Annotated in this window: 16 protein-coding genes; 14 read left to right on the top strand and 2 right to left on the bottom strand. The window is 42.7% G+C overall.

Features of this window, described 5'->3' with window-relative positions; translation table 11 throughout:
- Window positions 1-22 precede the first annotated feature (22 nt).
- From E7L17_RS10400 to E7L17_RS10385, 4 genes are all read left to right on the top strand, one after another.
- Window positions 23-1,075 (top strand): lysylphosphatidylglycerol synthase transmembrane domain-containing protein, encoded by a 1,053-nt coding sequence (locus tag E7L17_RS10400; RefSeq protein ID WP_316323173.1) that lies wholly within the window; start codon window positions 23-25, stop codon window positions 1,073-1,075.
- Window positions 1,076-1,353: 278 nt separating this feature from the next.
- Window positions 1,354-3,015, top strand: a complete 1,662-nt coding sequence (locus E7L17_RS10395; RefSeq protein ID WP_316323172.1) for a DUF1538 domain-containing protein — start codon at window positions 1,354-1,356, stop codon at window positions 3,013-3,015.
- Window positions 3,016-3,065: 50 nt separating this feature from the next.
- The gene (locus tag E7L17_RS10390; RefSeq protein ID WP_085832527.1) at window positions 3,066-3,398 is read left to right on the top strand and encodes a P-II family nitrogen regulator; all 333 of its coding nucleotides are present in this window, start codon (window positions 3,066-3,068) and stop codon (window positions 3,396-3,398) included.
- A 169-nt stretch (window positions 3,399-3,567) separates the two neighbouring features.
- On the top strand, window positions 3,568-3,738 hold the full coding sequence (locus E7L17_RS10385) for a hypothetical protein (protein ID WP_316323171.1): 171 nt from the start codon (window positions 3,568-3,570) through the stop codon (window positions 3,736-3,738).
- 52 nt (window positions 3,739-3,790) lie between these two features.
- Here E7L17_RS10385 and E7L17_RS10380 read toward each other — a convergent pair whose 3' ends face one another.
- The gene (locus tag E7L17_RS10380) at window positions 3,791-5,593 is read right to left on the bottom strand and encodes a methyl-accepting chemotaxis protein (RefSeq protein ID WP_316323170.1); all 1,803 of its coding nucleotides are present in this window, start codon (window positions 5,591-5,593) and stop codon (window positions 3,791-3,793) included.
- 370 nt (window positions 5,594-5,963) lie between these two features.
- Here E7L17_RS10380 and sdaAB point away from each other — a divergent pair, with 370 nt between their 5' ends.
- The 10 genes from sdaAB to E7L17_RS10330 all read left to right on the top strand — a co-directional run bounded on the left by sdaAB (window position 5,964) and on the right by E7L17_RS10330 (window position 16,664).
- On the top strand, window positions 5,964-6,629 hold the full coding sequence (gene sdaAB, locus E7L17_RS10375) for an L-serine ammonia-lyase, iron-sulfur-dependent subunit beta (RefSeq protein WP_316323169.1): 666 nt from the start codon (window positions 5,964-5,966) through the stop codon (window positions 6,627-6,629).
- A gap of 16 nt (window positions 6,630-6,645) precedes the next feature.
- The gene (gene sdaAA / locus E7L17_RS10370; RefSeq protein ID WP_316323168.1) at window positions 6,646-7,521 is read left to right on the top strand and encodes an L-serine ammonia-lyase, iron-sulfur-dependent, subunit alpha; all 876 of its coding nucleotides are present in this window, start codon (window positions 6,646-6,648) and stop codon (window positions 7,519-7,521) included.
- 223 nt (window positions 7,522-7,744) lie between these two features.
- A complete protein-coding gene (locus E7L17_RS10365; protein WP_316323167.1) occupies window positions 7,745-9,271 on the top strand; it encodes a spore germination protein in 1,527 nt (508 codons plus the stop codon).
- Window positions 9,272-9,277: 6 nt separating this feature from the next.
- Complete coding sequence (locus E7L17_RS10360) at window positions 9,278-10,471, top strand: Ger(x)C family spore germination protein (RefSeq protein WP_316323166.1); 1,194 nt, start codon at window positions 9,278-9,280, stop codon at window positions 10,469-10,471.
- 3 nt (window positions 10,472-10,474) lie between these two features.
- The gene (locus E7L17_RS10355) at window positions 10,475-10,714 is read left to right on the top strand and encodes a hypothetical protein (protein WP_316323165.1); all 240 of its coding nucleotides are present in this window, start codon (window positions 10,475-10,477) and stop codon (window positions 10,712-10,714) included.
- Between the two features lie 10 nt (window positions 10,715-10,724).
- Window positions 10,725-11,861 carry an endospore germination permease gene (locus tag E7L17_RS10350; RefSeq protein WP_316323164.1) on the top strand — a complete coding sequence of 379 codons (1,137 nt, stop codon included), beginning with the start codon at window positions 10,725-10,727 and terminating at the stop codon, window positions 11,859-11,861.
- Between the two features lie 195 nt (window positions 11,862-12,056).
- Window positions 12,057-12,728 carry a response regulator transcription factor gene (locus E7L17_RS10345; protein ID WP_316323163.1) on the top strand — a complete coding sequence of 224 codons (672 nt, stop codon included), beginning with the start codon at window positions 12,057-12,059 and terminating at the stop codon, window positions 12,726-12,728.
- A gap of 21 nt (window positions 12,729-12,749) precedes the next feature.
- A complete protein-coding gene (locus E7L17_RS10340; RefSeq protein ID WP_316323162.1) occupies window positions 12,750-13,742 on the top strand; it encodes a sensor histidine kinase in 993 nt (330 codons plus the stop codon).
- Between the two features lie 136 nt (window positions 13,743-13,878).
- Window positions 13,879-14,643 carry an ABC transporter ATP-binding protein gene (locus E7L17_RS10335; RefSeq protein WP_316323161.1) on the top strand — a complete coding sequence of 255 codons (765 nt, stop codon included), beginning with the start codon at window positions 13,879-13,881 and terminating at the stop codon, window positions 14,641-14,643.
- Window positions 14,640-16,664 carry an ABC transporter permease gene (locus E7L17_RS10330; RefSeq protein ID WP_316323160.1) on the top strand — a complete coding sequence of 675 codons (2,025 nt, stop codon included), beginning with the start codon at window positions 14,640-14,642 and terminating at the stop codon, window positions 16,662-16,664. The genes E7L17_RS10335 and E7L17_RS10330 overlap by 4 nt, the downstream gene beginning before the upstream one ends.
- Window positions 16,665-17,075: 411 nt before the next feature.
- On the opposite strand, the gene E7L17_RS10325 is transcribed toward E7L17_RS10330, so the two are convergent.
- Entirely contained in the window at window positions 17,076-17,894 is an 819-nt protein-coding gene (locus tag E7L17_RS10325) for an undecaprenyl-diphosphate phosphatase (RefSeq protein WP_316323159.1), read from the bottom strand.
- Between the last annotated feature and the right edge of the window lie 124 nt (window positions 17,895-18,018).

Below are 18,018 nucleotides of genomic sequence, written 5' to 3'. Positions count from 1 at the left end.
AGCGGGAAAGGAGGCTGGAAGTTTGCAAAGCTCACCTTCCAATCAACAAAAAGCTGTAGACCCCAAGAGAGAAAAACAGAAAAAATGGTTTACTACCATTACACTGATTTTATCCATTGGAGTTATCGTATACTTCATTTTAACAACCGATGGCCTTAATACCTTAATGGAGATATCGAAGAATATAAAAGTATGGTGGCTGTGGGTAGCCCTGCTTGCTGTAATGGCACGCTACGCGATTGAGGGCTATGTACTCTACCTGTTGTCGCACCATTTGGACCCATCGTGGACATTTCGAAAATCCTTTACGGTTGGTATGGTCGGCTTTTTATACAGCGCGCTTACTCCTTTTTCAGCCGGTGAGCCAATGGAGATTTACACAATGGACCGCATGGGAATGAGTGCGGGCGCATCCAGCGCAGTAATTGCGCTAAAATCTTTAATCTACCAAATTGTAATGATGGTGTACTGCCTCTTTTTTATCGCTACTGAATTTCAATATTTTCAAGCAGTGCTGGATAATATCTTCCTTGTAATCATTCTTACCTTAGTCATTAACATGGCCATTATTGGCGTTATCCTTATCGTAATGTTTAACTCCCGCCTTACTCAAAAGCTTCTGCGTTTTTTAATGGCGGTAATTCTTCGTATGAAATGGTGCAAGCACCCTAAGCGCCTGTACCGTAAAATTCGCAGTCAACTTTATGCGTTCCATGACGGAGCCACGTTAATGGGGCGCTCTACCGCTCTGTATGTAAAATCCGCATTGCTCACTTTGGTGCAAATTACTTGTGCAAGCATTATCCCCTATTTTATTCACCAGAGTTTTAATCTGCACGGGGCACCCTTTTACACCATGATGGCTGCCGATACATTTGTAACCATGGCAGCGGCTTTTGTACCCTTACCCGGCTCTTCCGGTGGTGCGGAGGGTGGCTTTTTCCTGTTCTTCCACGACATGTTTGGTTCCGCCATCTTCCCGGCTATATTGCTATGGCGCATTTTAGCATATTACAGCAGCATTGTATTCGGCTACCTTACCACTTTGGTTGCCGCAAAAAAGAACTGGATGTAAAATTACTCCCTTCTCAGACTCAATCCCCTCTATTCTGCTCCTGAAACGGAGAGTATAGAGGGATTTTTTACTCTATTTTTCTTAAAATGATGTTATTTTGAGAACGATGTAGGAAAGAAAGCCTTTTCTCACTCTATAATCTATGTTATACTAGTTAAGTAACCTAACCATTTTTGAGATTCCGGATCGGTCTTTTTTGCCATGCCACCGACCCCTTTTCTTTCGCTGGCGGCCGAAAAAGACGCGATCTAAAAAATAGATGCGAAAGGAAGTAAGGAATGAGAGACATTTTAATTGACTCATTGAAGGAATCTACCCTATCTGTTTTGCCTATCTGCGCCATAGTTCTTGCCTTCTCATTTATACTGCCCTTAACCACCGTCGCTTTGTTTATAACCGGTGCGGTGCTTTTGGTTATTGGCCTAGGCATTTTCACGCTTGGTTCCGACATGGCTATTCTCCCCATTGGAGAAGCAATTGGGTCTGAGCTGACGCGGTCCAAAAAAATTGGATGGATTGCTGGGGGCGGTTTTCTAATAGGTGTAGTAGTTACCATTGCAGAGCCAGATTTGCAGGTACTTACCAAACAGGTTCCCGCTGTACCAGACGAAGTTTTGGTTGGTGCAGTCGCGTTCGGTGCAGGAGCTTTTCTGGTGCTTGCACTCATGCGCATTGTATTCCAAATTAGTTTATCGCGCTTGTTCATCGTATCCTACGCTTTGGTGTTTTTAGTGGCAGGAATTTTTTCTCCTGATTTCTTAGCAGTAGCCTTTGATTCCGGCGGTGTAACCACGGGCCCCATTACCGTACCGTTTATACTGGCTCTCGGCATGGGTATTTCTACTGTTCTTTCCAGTAAAAACAGTGAAGAAGATAGCTTTGGCTTGTGCGCGCTGTGCTCCATCGGCCCTATTATAGCCGTTCTATTTTTGGGAATATTTTACGATTCATCCTCTTCCGGCTTTGCGTTTGAATCCCCCGCAGAGCTTGAAACCATTAGCCAGATTCCTGCGCTTTATGCAACACAGTTTGTCGGCTCTTTAAAAGAGGTTGTTACGGTATTGCTACCCATTTTAACCATATTTATATTGTTCCAAATTCTCCGGTTAAAGCTTGCCCGCACCAAAATGATTAAAATTATGGTGGGTATTTTGTATACGATACTTGGGCTATCTATTTTTTTAACCGGCGTTAACGTTGGGTTCATGCCCGTTGGCCGTTTTTTGGGCAGCCATATTGCCTCCTTTACTCATAATTGGATCTTGATTCCGCTTGCTGCTTTATTGGGCTTTTTCATTGTCGCGGCAGAGCCTGCTGTGTATATACTAAACAAGCAGGTTGAGGATATTACCAGTGGTGCTATCTCACAACGTGTGATGCAGGTGGGGCTTTCGGTAGGTGTAAGTCTCGCGGTATGCCTTGCCATGCTGCGAATTATGTTCCAAATTAATATTTGGTATTTCTTATTACCCTGCTATGTGATTGCACTCGTTCAAACGAAATTTACACCCAAAGTATTTACAGCCATTGCGTTTGATTCCGGCGGAGTTGCCGCGGGTACAATGGCGGGCGCATTCTTGCTCCCCTTTGGTGTTGGCGTGTGCGAGACGCTCGGTGGTAACGTGATGACCGACGCATTCGGTATGATAGCTATGATCGCCACACTCCCCCTCATTACCATTCAGGGTATTGGCATATTGTTCCAGCATAAGAGCCGTAAGGCAGCTCTGCTTGAGCCCCAGATTGCCGATTCGCCGGATGATTTGATTATCGATATGGAGATTGGCGGCGATTCCGAGCCTGCGCTTTTCGAAATAAAACCTGAGCCGGATATCGCACGGAACACATTAGACCCGCAAACGGAACCCGAAGAAAATGAAGCTTTGCAAGAGGAACCGGAAAAAGAAACGGTAAACTTGACTCAAGATGAAAATAAATAGACGACCCCCTTTCCGGGAAAAGAAACTATTTGACTGTTTAGGAGGTTCTAATGGAACAACTTTTTGCACACAGTATGATACTCGTGATTGCGAACCAAGGCTTTTCCGCTGAAATTATGGAGGCTGCGAAAGCGGCTGGAGCAACCGGCGGCACGGTAATTCACGCAACCGGCTCCGGACTTGAAAATTTAGAGACTTTTTTTGGTATGACGTTAAAGCCTGAAAAAGAGCTGATTCTAATTTTGACCCAGCAATCGCTGAAAAACGGTATTATGCAGGCTGTTATGAAAGTACATGGCTCGGGTACTGATGCCGACGCATTTGTATTTTCTTTGCCGGTTGACCAAGTGGTCGGCTTAACCTCCGCAAAAGAAAATAAATAAAACCAGTTGAAAAGGCTACTGTCTCCCAGTTTAGGGAGCAGTGGCCTTTTTTCTTTTCTGCTATTTTCATTGAAAAGGGATGTTTTATGGATTTTCCAACCGAATCTTTCATGATACAATAAATAAGCATCTGGAAAAATTAGGAAATTCGGCGAGGAAGGGATAATGCATGAATCAAAAAAAGAATTTGCAATTAAAGCTCATTAATCACACACTAAACAACATTGTAAAAAACCAAGCTTTGCTGTATCTCAAAATGGATGAGGTGGACAAACGTCTGCAACAGCTCTCCACGCTGGAGCGTCAAGCCGAAAAAATGAATGGTAGAGAGCAAAAATAAAAAGTTCCCCGGCATTTGATGCATGCCGGGGAACCGCTTTCAATTTCTATTATTAAAAATCAGTATGAAAATCTTCTCTTTCTGTGCCGAACGTACGAGATACTGGAGATTCCAACAAATGGAATTTATCCAACTCGCGGTATAGCAATTGAGCCTGCGAAGAAAGTTCTTCACTTGATGCGGAGCTTTCTTCTGCCGCAGCTGCATTGGACTGCACCACGTTTGAAATTTGCTCCAACCCTTGCGTTATACGAGAAATCTCTTGAGCCTGGTAAACACAGGCTTTTTCAATTTCAGTGACTGCTGCAGAAATGGCGTCTGCCTTTTCTACACTATCATCCACCATACAAGAGACGGTTTGTGTAAGTCTGGCGCCTTCTGAAATTGCAGTTATCGCACTCGCAATCAACGTTCCCGTTTCTTTTACCGCCTGTGCTGTTTTGGATGCCAGTGAGCCCACCTCTGTCGCAACTACGGCAAAACCTTTACCGGCCGCACCTGCACGAGCCGCTTCAATGGAAGCATTCAGCGCCAAAATATTGGTTTGCTGTGCAATTGACTCGATTAGATTTGAAATATCACTAATTTGGGAAGAAGTTTCTTTCACTTGTTCCATTGCTGCATTCAAATTTGTCATTTGCTCCTTGGTTCGAGTCATGTCCTGCGCTACCAGACCAACCTGACCTGAGACCTCCTGTGCGCCTGCCGCATTTTCGTTTGCCGCAGCTTCCACTTTCTCAACGGAATCTGCCAATTGCTCTACTGAGCTAGATTGCTCAGAAGCACCGGACGCCAGAGACTGCGAACTGGCAGAAACCTGGTCTGCACCTGCATTTACCTGCTCTGCAGAAAGACTAATGGTGCGAAGCGTTTCATTTAGCGAGCTGTAAATGAGTGCCAAAGACTCGCCAATCGGTTGAAAATCTCCTACATAAGAATACTCTACTTTTGCTCGCATATCTCCTTTTGAGATTTTATCCAGATGCTGGGTTACGTCACCAATTACGCCGTTCATATTCTCAATCAACGCTTTACAAGCGAGGGTCAGCTTTCCGGTTTCGTCCTGAGTTTCAACCAAATCGACAGGCGGAGTATGTACGTCGCCCTCCGAAAGCAAAGTAAGCCGATCCGATACCAGCTCAATGGGCTTGGTCAGCTTTGCTGCCCAACGCAGCATAAAGAATAGGTTTAGTGCGCCCACCAAAATACTTACCGCCACCAAAACGACTGCATCGGTACGCTGTACTTTTCGGTTTTGTGCCATGCTTGTTTCAATATCATCAAAATAGTTACCGGTGCTAATATACCAGCCATATGGCTTATACAGCTCCGTGTAGGCTCTCTTTTTAAATATGCCGTCTTGGCCGGGCTTTGTGAAATAGTACTCCGTATATCCGCCCCCGTTATCACCGGCGGTAATTAGGTTGCGAACATAATAAATGCCCTGCTTGTCCTGCGAATCGTACCGCATTTGACCCTGGTACTCTTTGTTCATATGTACCGCACAGAGGCCATTTTTTTCATCTGCCCACAAATAACCTTCACCATTGTTGTAGCGAGTATCTCTCACGATGGTTTGTGCAATTTGTTTTGCCTGCTGCTCGGTAATCTCGCCTGCTTCAAAGCGTTTGTTATTGGCCTCTAAAGCACTTATTACGGTTTCAACCGCATTTTTTGCTTGAGTATCAAACCCCGATTTTTGTTGATCGTTTACTTGCCCAAAAGCACCATCTAAGAAGAAAAAGGAAAGCCCCGACAACACGATAACAATTTCTAATAAAAGAATACCCACAAAACGTAAAATTCTATGCTTTAGCTGGATCGTCTTTTTTGAGCCAAACGATTGTTTTATCAATTTAAATCCCTCCGCCTTTGTTTAAATCCCTATTTTCCAAATCAAAGAGCACAGGAGAAATAACAGTAAAAATAATACTTATTATCGGCTATTATTTATAGATTTCCTCGACTCCTTTTAAAAATATCTTTATCTCAAAACAAAAAATGAATATAAGGATATTCTGCCAAACTGGAAAATGCTGTGTATTTATTCCATTAATATTATCGTAGATTTTATGGGATAATTTAGAACCGAGCGATAAAATTACGAAATATATTTTTGTTAACCCATTTATTTTACTTTTAAGGAAACAATATCTATTAAGCTTACCTTTTGAATTGCGGATTTACTGTGTAATAGAAATATTGCTTAGAAATGAGGCTGTAAAATGGAATTGAGTATTTTTGAGGTGATTGGTCCGATTATGATTGGCTCCTCCAGTTCACACACTGCCGGAGCAGCAAAGCTTGCGCGGATTGCCGGAGTAATAGCGGGTGAGCCATATGACCGTGTTACGTTTGGCCTGCATGGTTCATTTGCAAAAACCTACCGCGGCCACGGGACCGACCGTGCCTTAGTTTTTGGCGCGCTAGGGTATTACGAGGATGATGAGCGACTTCCAAACGCATTCGAGCTGGCAGAAGAAGCTGGTCTTTTCTACGAGTTTTACCAAACTGAATTAGAGGGTGCTCACGAAAACACGGCCATTCTTACCTTTTACCAGCAACATAAGCAAATTTGCCGTGTCATAGGTTCTTCGATTGGCGGCGCGCAAATCATCATTACGCAGATAGACGACTTCACCACACACTATACCGCACAATTACCTGCATTGATATTGAGTTACCGAGACCGCCCGGGAGCCATTAGCAAACTAACCGGAATTTTAGCCGAATACGAAATAAATATCGCGCTTATGAAGGTAAGCCGCTTACAAAAAGGTGGTACTGCACTTTGTACCATTGAAACTGATCAAACGATTCCGCAGGAAGCTACACAGCAGCTAAAAGCCATACCGAATATTTTTCAGGTCCGGGCGATTAATCTGATTTGAGAGAGGGGAAAACACGATGTACCGTACCGCAGAAGAACTACTAACGCAGGCACAAGATAAAAAGGTTCCCCTATGGCAAATCGTACTGGAAAATGAAATGGATTTAACTGAAAAAACGGAAGAAGCCATATTTGAGCGACTTCTTTATACTTATAATGTTATGGAACGCTCGGCAACCAAGGCGCTTACCAGCCCGCAGCATGCCATAGGAGGATTAATCACCGGTGTTAGCCAAATTCAAAATAACTACTCGAAAAAAAGTGATTCATTGTGCGGCTCTTGGGTGAACCACTCGATGGCGATGGCTTTTTCTAGCAGTGAGGTAAACGCCTCTATGGGAAAAATCTGTGCTGCACCCACTGCGGGTGCATGCGGAATCTTACCAGCAGTTCTCATTTCTGTTCGTAAAAAATACAATCTAACTGAGCGAGAAACGCTGTGCGGTCTGCTTACAGCGGCAGGTGTTGGTGCGGTTATTACACGCAACGCAACGGTTGCAGGTGCAGAGGGCGGCTGCCAGGCCGAATGCGGTGTTGCCGCCGCAATGGCCTCTGCTGCCACAGTAGAAATGCTTCATGGTTCACCCGAGGCGGCTTTGCATTCCAGTTGCTTTTGCCTTATGAACGCAATGGGTTTGGTCTGCGACCCGGTAGCTGGCTTGGTTCAAGTGCCCTGCGCACAGCGCAATGCATCTCAAACCTTGAATGCACTACTCAGTGCCGATTGGGCACTGGCAGGCCAAAGAAGTGTTATTCCGCCGGATGAAGTAATAGGCGCTATGTACCATACGGGCAAAATGCTGCCCACACAGCTTCGAGAAACCGCACAAGGTGGCCTCGCCGCTACCTCCACAGCAAAAAGTATTTTTGAAGATATTTTTATCAAACACTAAAATCTACCGATAAAAACCCACCGCTTTGTTTAGTGCGGTGGGTTTTTTATGTTATTTCTTATTTAGGAGTTTAACTTTCGTTTCCATAATCGAAATTTCAAAGCTAGCATATTATTCAATCTATAATTGCATATTTTTACATAATCACGGCGTAAGCAAGCCATAATAAGACCATTCTGTTGGATAAAAAACACAGGAAATAATTGCAACAGGAATGGTTACAATGAAACAAAACCCAAGTTCTTTAAAGCCGAAAATTGAGTTCATCCAGCAGGAGTTGGGCAATAGTAAGGACCTTTCCATCCAAAAAATGAATCTGCCCGGAGGAGTGGGCAATGCTCGCATTTGCCTGGTCTTTCTTTGCAGCCTTGCCGACAAAGAAAAAACCAGAGAAATGAGCATTGAAATAGACAGGCTTTCCCGCTCAATTAAAGGCATAGGCAACCGGATGGACAGTTATTTTGAGATGTTGCAAAACACCCCATTGAGCGGTTCAACCGTAACGGTTGGAGAAAAACCAGAAGATATGCTGCAAGAGATTTTAGAGGGTCATACCGTTATTCTATTCGATGGACTGTCATCTTTTCTCTCATATAACACGTATGGGCCAAAAGGAAGGTCGATTGAAGAACCTACCTCACAAACGGTTATTCGCGGTCCAAAGGAAGGCTTTACTGAGCAGATTGAAAGCAATCTCTCTCAAATTCGGCGAAGAATTCGAAACAAGGCGCTGCGTGTGGAATCTTTCAAATTGGGCTCTGTTACAAAAACCAATGTTGCACTGCTCTACATTGAGACCATTGCAAAAGAAAGTACAATACGAGAAGCGAGAAAGCGACTGAATCAAATTGAAATTGATTCCATTCTCGAAAGTGAATATATAGAAGAAATGATACGGGATAACCCAGGCTCACTATTCCCCACTATCTATAATACCGAACGACCGGACGCAGTATCTGCTAGCCTACTAGAAGGAAAAATAGCCATCTTAGTTGACGGAACCCCTTATGTTCTAACTGCACCTACAACGTTCTTTGAATTTTTTATCTCAAGTGAGGACCACTATCACCACCCGGCGGAGGCGGCTTTATTCCGTTTTGTTCGCATTCTCTCCATGATTTTAACGGTTCTTGTGCCGGGCTCTTATATTGCGCTTACCACATTTGATCAAGAGCTGATTCCAACGCCGCTCCTTTTAAATATTGCGGCTCAGCGAGAGGGCGTACCTCTCCCCACCTTTATAGAAGCAATTTTAATGGAAATTACGTTTGAAGTGCTACGGGAAGCCGGTATTCGTATGCCACGGGCAATAGGCCCTGCTATCTCGATTGTGGGTGCACTGGTATTGGGACAAGCGGCAGTGCAGGCTGGCTTTGTGTCTGCTGCAATGGTCATTGTGGTATCGATTACCGCCATTGCAAGCTTTTGCATTCCCAATACTTCAATGGCAGACACTCTTCGCATCATACGCTTTATATTTATGATGTTTGCAGGTTTTATGGGCTTATATGGCATATTTATCTGCTTAATCGGTCTTGTGCTTCACCTGTGCAGCCTAAAATCGTTTGGTGTGCCTTATATGGCTCCGTTAGCCCCCATATTTCCCGGTAAGAATACGGATTCCATTATCCGCTCCCCTTTATGGAAGAAAAGACCATACCCCAGTATATTTAGCAAATTAAGTTCATCCAGAAGCGCGTCTAACCAGCCTATGCAACAAGGCCAAACCCAAACTCCCGAAAGGAAATGACATCCCGTGAGAAAAAAAGCGTTTGCACTGTTTTTAATCATTGTATTGATTCTGCCTTCATTTGCCGGCTGCTGGGATCGCTACGAGTTAAATCAGCTTGGTTTTTCAACGGCATTGGGTATCGATAAAGATGCAAAAGGCCAGTTTATGCTTACAATTCAAGTATTAAACCCAAAGGCAACCGCTACACAGCAGGGTACCAACGAGGCTCCCTTTGTAGTATATACAGAGACAGGGGACAATTTGCTTGAAATCATTCGTAAAACCAGCACCCAGTCTCCCCGCAGAATTGTTGGCACCCATATGCAAACCATTATTTTTGGGGAAGAATTTGCAAGGGACGGCATCGCTGAGATAATTGATTTTATGTTGCGCCATTACCAAACCAGTTCAGAGCTTTTTTTTGGTGTTGCCAAAGATTGTACGGCCAATGAGCTATTAAACAATATAACAAAATTAGAGAATGACCCTGCCGCCAATATCAATTCCAGCATCCAAATTGCACAAAGAATCTGGGGCTCAACAAACGAAATTAAATTAACCGAACTAACCAACTGCGTTGTAGACCCGGGTTTAAATGCCGTAATTTCTGGAATTGCTATGAACAGCGATAAACCACAAGATAATTTGGATAATTTAAGAGAAACGCAGAATGACCCTTTGCAATTAAAGGATAATGCTGTATTTCTTCAGGACAAAATGGTTGGCTGGCTCGATGAACCGGAAAGCTTTGGTTTTAATTATATTTACGGGAATTTTTCTGGCTCTGGTCTGAAAATACAGAATGAGCAAACAGGTATGGTGGCACTCAGTATAAAAAAGGCTGCTACCAAGCAAGAGGTAACAATAGAACAGGGTATGCCCAAAATGAAGGTTAAGATTAATGTTTCGGTTTCCATTCAAAATATGGGAAGTAAATTAGATATTTCCAGACAAGAAAATATTAATCTAATTCAGTCCATTGCCGAAAAAAAAATTGAGGCAAGCTGCTGGGCAGCAATCAAAAAAACCAAATTATTAAAAAGTGATATTTTTGGATTTGGAGATAAGATTCACCACGCCGACCCAAAACTTTGGAAAAAAATAAAAAGTGACTGGAACAGTGTTGGTTTTGTCAATCTTCCGGTTGAATTTGATATTAAAGTGAAAATTTTAGGTTCAGACTCCATTAGTCAATATATACTCTTTCAGGTGGATTAACTTATGAAACTAATTAGTATTTTTTTGATGCTTGCCTTTGTTGGCGTTCTATCTTTTAAAGAAGTACCACAAATGCTGAGGGGAAGCATGTACAAAGAGCTGGTCATCTACTCCATCTTTATGCTGATTGGCCTAGTCTCGGGAATTTTGGTATGTTTCGACGTTCCCATGTACAACCCCTCAGACAGTCTTACGATCCTTTTAACGCCATTGGTAGAAATTACAAAAAAGTTTCTAGGGTAAGGGGTAACCTATGAGTAAAATTAAAATTACAAATCACCAATTGCTCTCTCTCACAGCATGCGCTACCTGTGGCTCTTCCGTGATTGTGGTAGGCTCGCCGGTTGCCGCTCTCTGCCAGCGGGACGGGTGGATTGCATCGCTTCTCTCCTCAGTCCTAGGTATACTTTTTATTCTGCTGTATTATCATCTTGGGCAGCTTTTTCCCAACAAAAATTTAGTACAGATCCTCTTTTCCATATTTGGCAAATGGATTGGTGGTGTTATTACTGCTTACTTTATCATCTTTTGTCTGCACAGCGGCATTCAAATAACCGCATACATTGGTCAATTTATGAGTACCGAATACCTGATTACTACACCTGTATCTGTTATCAATTTTATGATTATTTTTCTTTTCGGGATTGCGCTTCATTACGGAATAGAGACTACTGTGCGCTCCGCTGAAATCTTATTTCGACTCGTCGTTTTAATTATGGCCTTCCTTTTTCTTGCGAATATTGGTAATATTCAATTTAATTATATTGTACCGGTGATGGAAAACGGTTTTTACCCCGTTTTAAAAGGAACCTTGTATATCACCAGTTTTCGCGTGTGGCCTCTTGTACTATTAACCATGATCTACCCCATTCACACGGAGAATAACTCTGCCACATTAAAATATTACTTTTATGGCTATTTGTTTGGTTGCATCATTATGTTTTTTATTATGATAATGACCATACTGGTACTGGGAAGCCATGTAACGTATATTTCAGTGTATTCCACTTATTTTCTGGCAAAGCAAATCAACCTTGGATTCTTATCTCGCGTAGAGGGGTTAATTGTAGGCGCTTGGATTATCACCTTGTTTTACAAAGGGTTTTGCTATATTTATGCCGGAGTTCAAGGCCTTGCCTACTCCCTGCATTTAAAAGACTACCGCAAAATAATAGCGCCCATATTATTTAGTACGCTCATCTATTCGAATATTGTGTACCCAAACAGCGCATACCTTGGCTTTTGGGATAAATACGTTTGGGTTCCCTACTCCTTTACCACCGGAGCGTTAATCCCCATAGCCATCATCATCGTTTATTATATTCGTAAAAACTTCTTTTCAGCAGATAATACAAACACAGTACAGAACGTGCCGGATTATTCCGGGTGACTTATTTTAGATGATTATATTCTGCAAAAAGCAGCGCACAAACATGGGCAACCCTGTTTGTGCGCTGCTTTTCTACAAAATAGTGAAAGAATGCAGACACCCGTACCTACATTACCCAAATAGGCAGCATAAAACGGGCTTGTCAATTAGATGCGGTAAGGGTAAAATGAAAAGCAGAGAAAGCAGGGTGATACCATGTACCGAATTTTAATTGTGGAAGACAATATGGGAATTGCAGCTTCCATGAAAAAACATATAGAGGCATGGGGACTGAAAGCAAGGTGCGTTGACGATTTTCAAAACGTTCTTACTGCCTTTTCTGAATATAATCCTCACCTCGTTCTGCTGGACATTTCTCTGCCCTTTTTTAACGGTTACCATTGGTGCAGTGAAATTCGCCGTGTTTCAAAGGTTCCCATTGTGTTTATCTCCTCCGCTTCTGAAAACATGAATATTGTAATGGCAATGAATATGGGTGGGGATGATTTTATCGCCAAGCCCTTTGATTTAACGGTTTTTATGGCGAAGGTGCAGGCGGTGCTTCGCCGTACCTACGATTTTTCTGGGCAGGTTTCAGTGCTGGAGCACCGCGGTGCTCTGCTTAACACCGCTGACGCTACCCTTACCTTTGAAGGCGAACGAATCGATCTTACAAAAAATGATTACCGAATTTTACAGGCGCTTATGGAGCGAAAAGGCCAGGTGGTAAGCCGGGAGAAGCTAATGGAACGTCTTTGGGAGACCGACAGCTTTGTGGACGAAAACACGCTTACCGTCAACATGACCCGTCTGCGTAAAAAGCTGGATGCCGCCGGCCTGCCCCATTTTATTACTACCAAAGTTGGAATGGGCTACCTTGTGGAATAATGCACCGGAAAGGGAAAAATAATGAAATTATGGGGACACTACCTGCGGGAACACACAAGGCACATTCTTATCTTTTTCTTGTTTTTCGGCATTTTCATTCTCACGTTTGCGCTCTACTCTTTGCCACTTGATGCTGTACTGTACCCCGTTGCAATTTGCAGTGTTTTTGCACTGGTATTTTTGCTTATCGGGTTTCATTTTTATCGGGTACAGCATAACCGTATACAAGTACTGGCGCACCGGGCAAATGTTTCTTTGGCCCCTCTTCATCACCCACAAACACTTTTGGAAAAGGAGTACCAAGAAATTCTTATTTCTTTATTCCAAGAGAAGAAAACAATTGAGAATCAAATGCAGAACCGTTATACCGATTTAATTGAATACTATACTGTTTGGGCACACCAAATTAAAACGCCCATAGCCTCTATGCACTTAAGTTTGCAGGAGGAAGATTCCGCTTTCAGCCGAGAATTGACGGATGAGCTTCAGCAAATTGAGCAATATGTGGAGATGGTGCTATGCTACCTACGGCTCGATTCCGCAGCTACCGATTATATGATACAAAAACTGGACTTGGATACCATCATACGGCAGGCTGTACGTAAGTTTGCCTCCCAGTTTATTCGCCGCAAAATAAAACTGGAGTACAAGCCCTGCAACTTTACTGTTTTAACCGATGAAAAATGGCTTCTTTTCGTACTGGAACAGGTAATCTCCAATGCGATTAAATACTCCAGAGATGGAGGAACAGTTTTTATTTCAATGAATGAGTTGGGTATTCTTAGCATTGGCGATTCTGGAATTGGCATTGCGCCGGAGGATTTGCCCAGAATATTTGAAAAGGGCTACACAGGCTATAACGGCCACAGCGATAAAAAAGCCAGCGGAATCGGCCTGTATCTTTGCCGCCGAATCTGCTCAAATCTGCGGCACCGCATTACGGCAAAATCAGCTCTTGGCAGGGGCACCGTAATCACTTTGGATTTAAACCGAACCGAGCTGGATTTTGAGTGAATCTTTATTAATTTATTTCGTAAAATCTTCTACCTTTCAAAAATGTAAGGAAAACGAGGGGAAATGTAAGCCGATGAAATGGCGGACCATTTCTCCTTTTTGCTATAATAAGCCCATAACAAGGAGGAATGCAAAAATGTCTATTCTCGAAGTTAACAACCTGAAAAAGATTTACACCACCCGCTTTGGCGGCAACCAGGTGGAAGCGCTGAAGAACGTATCGTTCAGCGTGGAAAAGGGCGAATATGTAGCAATCATGGGCGAATCCGGTTCCGGGAAGACAACGCTTTTGAATATTTTGGCCGCACTGGATAAACCAACCAGCGGTTCCGTGCTTTTGGATGCTCGTGATTTTTCAAAAATTAAAGAATCGCAAATCGCAACCTTTCGCAGAGATAACCTCGGCTTTGTTTTTCAAGACTTTAACCTGCTCGACACATTTTCACTCAAAGATAATGTTTTTCTGCCTCTGGTTCTGGCAGGCACCCCTTACCGTGAGATGGAGCAGCGGCTGCAACCAATTGCCAAGCAGCTTGGAATTGCAGAGCTATTAAATAAATACCCGTATGAAGTATCCGGCGGGCAAAAGCAGCGGGTTGCCGTAGCGCGAGCACTCATTACCAATCCGCGACTAATTTTGGCGGATGAACCAACCGGTGCGCTCGATTCAAAATCGACCGATGAGCTGCTCCACCTTTTTTCGCAGATTAATCACAGCGGGCAAACCATATTGATGGTAACTCACTCTCTTAAGGCAGCCAGCCACGCAGGCCGTGTTCTGTTTATTAAAGATGGTGAGGTATTCCACCAAATTTACCGCGGCTCGAGCAGCAACGAAACCATGTACCAGAAAATTTCGGATACTCTCACCGTACTTGCGACAGGCGGTGACCAGAAATGAAGCTCGGCTTTTACCCTCAACTTGCATGGACGGGTATGGAAAAAAATCGAAAAACCTACCTGCCCTACATTCTTACCTGTTCGGGCATGGTAATGATTTATTACCTCATTGGTTTTTTATCAAAAAATGAAAATGTGTCTAACATTCAGGGAGGCAATACACTTCAAACCATTTTGGGCTTTGGTACCGGGGTTATAGCTGTATTTGCACTCATTTTTCTCTTCTATACCAACTCCTTTTTAATTCGTAGAAGAAAAAAAGAATTTGGTCTCTATAATATTTTGGGAATGGGCAAGAGAAATTTGATGCGCATTCTTTTATGGGAAAGCGCCGCTATTTTAGTGATCTCGCTTGCTTTTGGCCTCTTTTTCGGTATTCTATTCTCAAAGCTAACGGAATTGCTGCTTTTAAACATGATGGGCAGTATGGTCAACTTTACTTTTTCCATAGAGGTAGGCTCGTTAATCAGCACCGTCATTCTTTTCATTGCAATTTACGCATTGATTTTTCTCAATACACTTCGTCAAATTCACGTTTCAAAGCCCATAGAGCTTTTGCACAGTGAAACCGTAGGGGAACGCCCTCCAAAATCCAACTGGTTCCTGGCACTTCTCGGTATTATCATTTTAGCAGCCGCGTATTACATTGCCGTTACAATACAAGAGCCCATAAGTGCTTTGGTATGGTTTTTTGCCGCGGTTATTATGGTTATTGTTGCAAGCTACCTGTTGTTTATCGCTGGTTCTGTGGTTCTGTGCAAAATTCTTCAGAAAAACAAAAAATATTACTACCAATCAAGCCATTTCATATCTATCTCTTCCATGATGTACCGCATGAAGCGAAACGGAGCAGGCCTTGCCTCTATCTGCATTTTGTCTACCATGGTGCTCGTCATGCTATCCTCCACTGTGTGCCTGTTTGTAGGTTCGGAGAGTTCTCTGCGTGGCCGTTACCCCAGAGATGTAGCAACTGAGACTTATACACTCGATGAAGCACAAGCAACACAGGTTCACCAAATTACAGATTCGATTGTGAAAAACCACAATTTGCAGCAAAAGGATATACTAAATTACCGCTACCTAACCTTAGCATCCGTTTTAGAGGGTGACAAAGTAATACTTGACCCTAACCTAATGAACAATGCTTCGCTTTCAGACGTGGGAGCAATGCGCCAAATTTTTGTTCTTTCACTGGATGAATACAACCGATTGGCCGGAACAAAGGAGACTCTGGAAAAGGACGAAATTTTACTTTACAACACAAAAGTAGAGTACAACCATAATACCCTTACTTTACACGACTCCATTAAAAAAATTAAGAAAAAAGTACCTAAATTCCTGGATAATGGGTTGGATGCCGTAAAGATTTACCCCTCACTCTTTATTGTTGTACCGGATATAGAGGCTCAGCGTGTTTTGTTCCAGAGTACGGCTGAAAAATACCAGGAAAGACAAATACAAACAGAGTACGAGTATTACGGGTTCAATCTCGCCTGCGATGATAAGGAACAGACTGCCATTCGAGATGAGATTTCAAAGGAAATTCGGAAGCTCCATGAGGCAGACGAGAATTTTGCCAGAGTAGCTGTGGAAAGCCTTGCCGTAAACCGTGCCGATTTTTATGGAGTAAACGGTGGCCTGCTCTTCTTGGGTATTCTTCTTGGCATCGTGTTCATTCTTGCCGCTGTGCTGATCATGTACTACAAACAAATTTCAGAGGGTTATGAAGACCAAAACCGCTTTGAAATTATGCAAAAGGTTGGTATGACAAAAAGAGAGATTAAGAAGAGCATTAATTCGCAGGTGCTTACCGTGTTCTTCCTCCCCTTAATTGTGGCCGCAATTCATATTACGTTTGCATTCCCCATGATTTCAAAGCTACTTTTGCTGTTTGGTCTTTTTAATACCAAGCTTCTAATTCTTGTAACCATCATCAGTTTCTTTATCTTCGCATTATTTTACGTTTTTGTTTATGTGATTACTTCCCGTGCCTATTACGACATTGTAAGCAGCATAAGATAATTCTAAAAACTGCCCACATTCAAATTTATTTAAAAAAAGCCTTCCGATTCATTCGGAAGGCTTTTTTGCTTATAATCAGTTTAAGATTAGACCGTTATTGGAAAGCTTGTTTGTGAAGTAATACAATAGTTGCAAAAAGAAAAACGATTGAGTATAAAATGGTGAGATGAAAGCCTTGCTCTGACCACGCAGGCAGACCCATATGACTTAAAATTGAATCCCCAAGACAAAAAGCTGGAAAAGAAAACGAAAAGAAGAACGCCATTATGATAAGACAATATGATAGAATCCGGAATCCCTTTTTCGTAACGCTCATGCTAAGGCTCCTTTCATTTTACTTCACTACATATTCATTCAAGTATCATTATAAAAAAATCAGCCCGCTTTTTCAAGGCGGGCCGTTTGCTATAATTAAAATAGAAAGGTAAGAATGATAAGCGCACCCAATACGATTCGATACCAGCCAAACACCTTAAAATTGTGCTTCTTAATATAAAATGTTAAAAAGCGAATCGCAAGCAGCGACACCACAAAAGCAACCAAGGTGCCAACGAAAAGCACTGTCAGCTCTAAATTCGTAGTGGGAAGGCCCAGCTTCACGGTTTTTAGCAGGCTTGCTCCAAACATGACTGGAATGGCCAAGTAGAACGTAAACTCCGTTGCCGCTACACGAGAGGTTCCAAGCAGCATTGCACCAATAATGGTTGCTCCTGAACGGGAGGTTCCGGGAATGAGAGCCAAAACCTGAAACAACCCGATAAAAAACGCTGTTTTATAATCAATTTGCGTAACGTCGCTTATTTTCACCATAGATTCCTTGTGCTTGTTCTCTATGAGTATAAATAAGATGCCATACAGCACTAGCATTAAAGAAACGGTTTGGTAATTATAAAACATTGCGTCAATTGGGTCATCCAGCAATAAGCCCACCACCGCCGCCGGTAAACACGCAACAATAATCTTCGTCCAAAGCGCAGCCGTATCACGCTCAATCAAATACTTTGCCTGCCTTGAAAACGGCCATAGCTTCTTCCAGTAAAACACAATGACGGCAAGAATTGCCCCCAACTGTATCACAACAAAAAAGAGCTCTTTAAATGTATTGGACGCATTCAACTTCAAAAACTGGTCGACCAATATTAAGTGGCCGGTACTGCTAATTGGCAGCCATTCTGTAATTCCTTCAACAATTCCAAAAAAGATAGCCTTTATAATTTCTACTGTATACATATGCTTCTGAGCTCCCGTTCTTTCATTTAAAAAAACAGCCCACCCTATGGATGGACACGCTCTATTTCCTATAATAGGGGCTTTAAAGATGTGAACAATATAAAATAACAGGGAAGATTACTCT

Origin of the sequence: Clostridium sp. (assembly GCF_032576335.1) — a bacterium.
Lineage (GTDB): Bacteria > Bacillota > Clostridia > Oscillospirales > Acutalibacteraceae > Faecalispora.
Note: the sequence above shows the minus strand (reverse complement) of the source record. Positions and strands in the feature narration are given on the sequence as shown.

What these genes read in the sequence shown, in the direction of transcription:
- E7L17_RS10395 (WP_316323172.1), top strand. Translation starts at nt 1,354, where the DNA reads ATGAGAGACATTTTAATTGACTCATTGAAGGAATCTACCCTATCTGTT.
- E7L17_RS10390 (WP_085832527.1), top strand. Translation starts at nt 3,066, where the DNA reads ATGGAACAACTTTTTGCACACAGTATGATACTCGTGATTGCGAACCAA.
- E7L17_RS10385 (WP_316323171.1), top strand. Translation starts at nt 3,568, where the DNA reads ATGAATCAAAAAAAGAATTTGCAATTAAAGCTCATTAATCACACACTA.
- sdaAB (WP_316323169.1), top strand. Translation starts at nt 5,964, where the DNA reads ATGGAATTGAGTATTTTTGAGGTGATTGGTCCGATTATGATTGGCTCC.
- sdaAA (WP_316323168.1), top strand. Translation starts at nt 6,646, where the DNA reads ATGTACCGTACCGCAGAAGAACTACTAACGCAGGCACAAGATAAAAAG.
- E7L17_RS10365 (WP_316323167.1), top strand. Translation starts at nt 7,745, where the DNA reads ATGAAACAAAACCCAAGTTCTTTAAAGCCGAAAATTGAGTTCATCCAG.
- E7L17_RS10355 (WP_316323165.1), top strand. Translation starts at nt 10,475, where the DNA reads ATGAAACTAATTAGTATTTTTTTGATGCTTGCCTTTGTTGGCGTTCTA.
- E7L17_RS10350 (WP_316323164.1), top strand. Translation starts at nt 10,725, where the DNA reads ATGAGTAAAATTAAAATTACAAATCACCAATTGCTCTCTCTCACAGCA.
- E7L17_RS10345 (WP_316323163.1), top strand. Translation starts at nt 12,057, where the DNA reads ATGTACCGAATTTTAATTGTGGAAGACAATATGGGAATTGCAGCTTCC.
- E7L17_RS10340 (WP_316323162.1), top strand. Translation starts at nt 12,750, where the DNA reads ATGAAATTATGGGGACACTACCTGCGGGAACACACAAGGCACATTCTT.
- E7L17_RS10335 (WP_316323161.1), top strand. Translation starts at nt 13,879, where the DNA reads ATGTCTATTCTCGAAGTTAACAACCTGAAAAAGATTTACACCACCCGC.
- E7L17_RS10330 (WP_316323160.1), top strand. Translation starts at nt 14,640, where the DNA reads ATGAAGCTCGGCTTTTACCCTCAACTTGCATGGACGGGTATGGAAAAA.
- E7L17_RS10325 (WP_316323159.1), bottom strand. Translation starts at nt 17,894, where the DNA reads ATGTATACAGTAGAAATTATAAAGGCTATCTTTTTTGGAATTGTTGAA.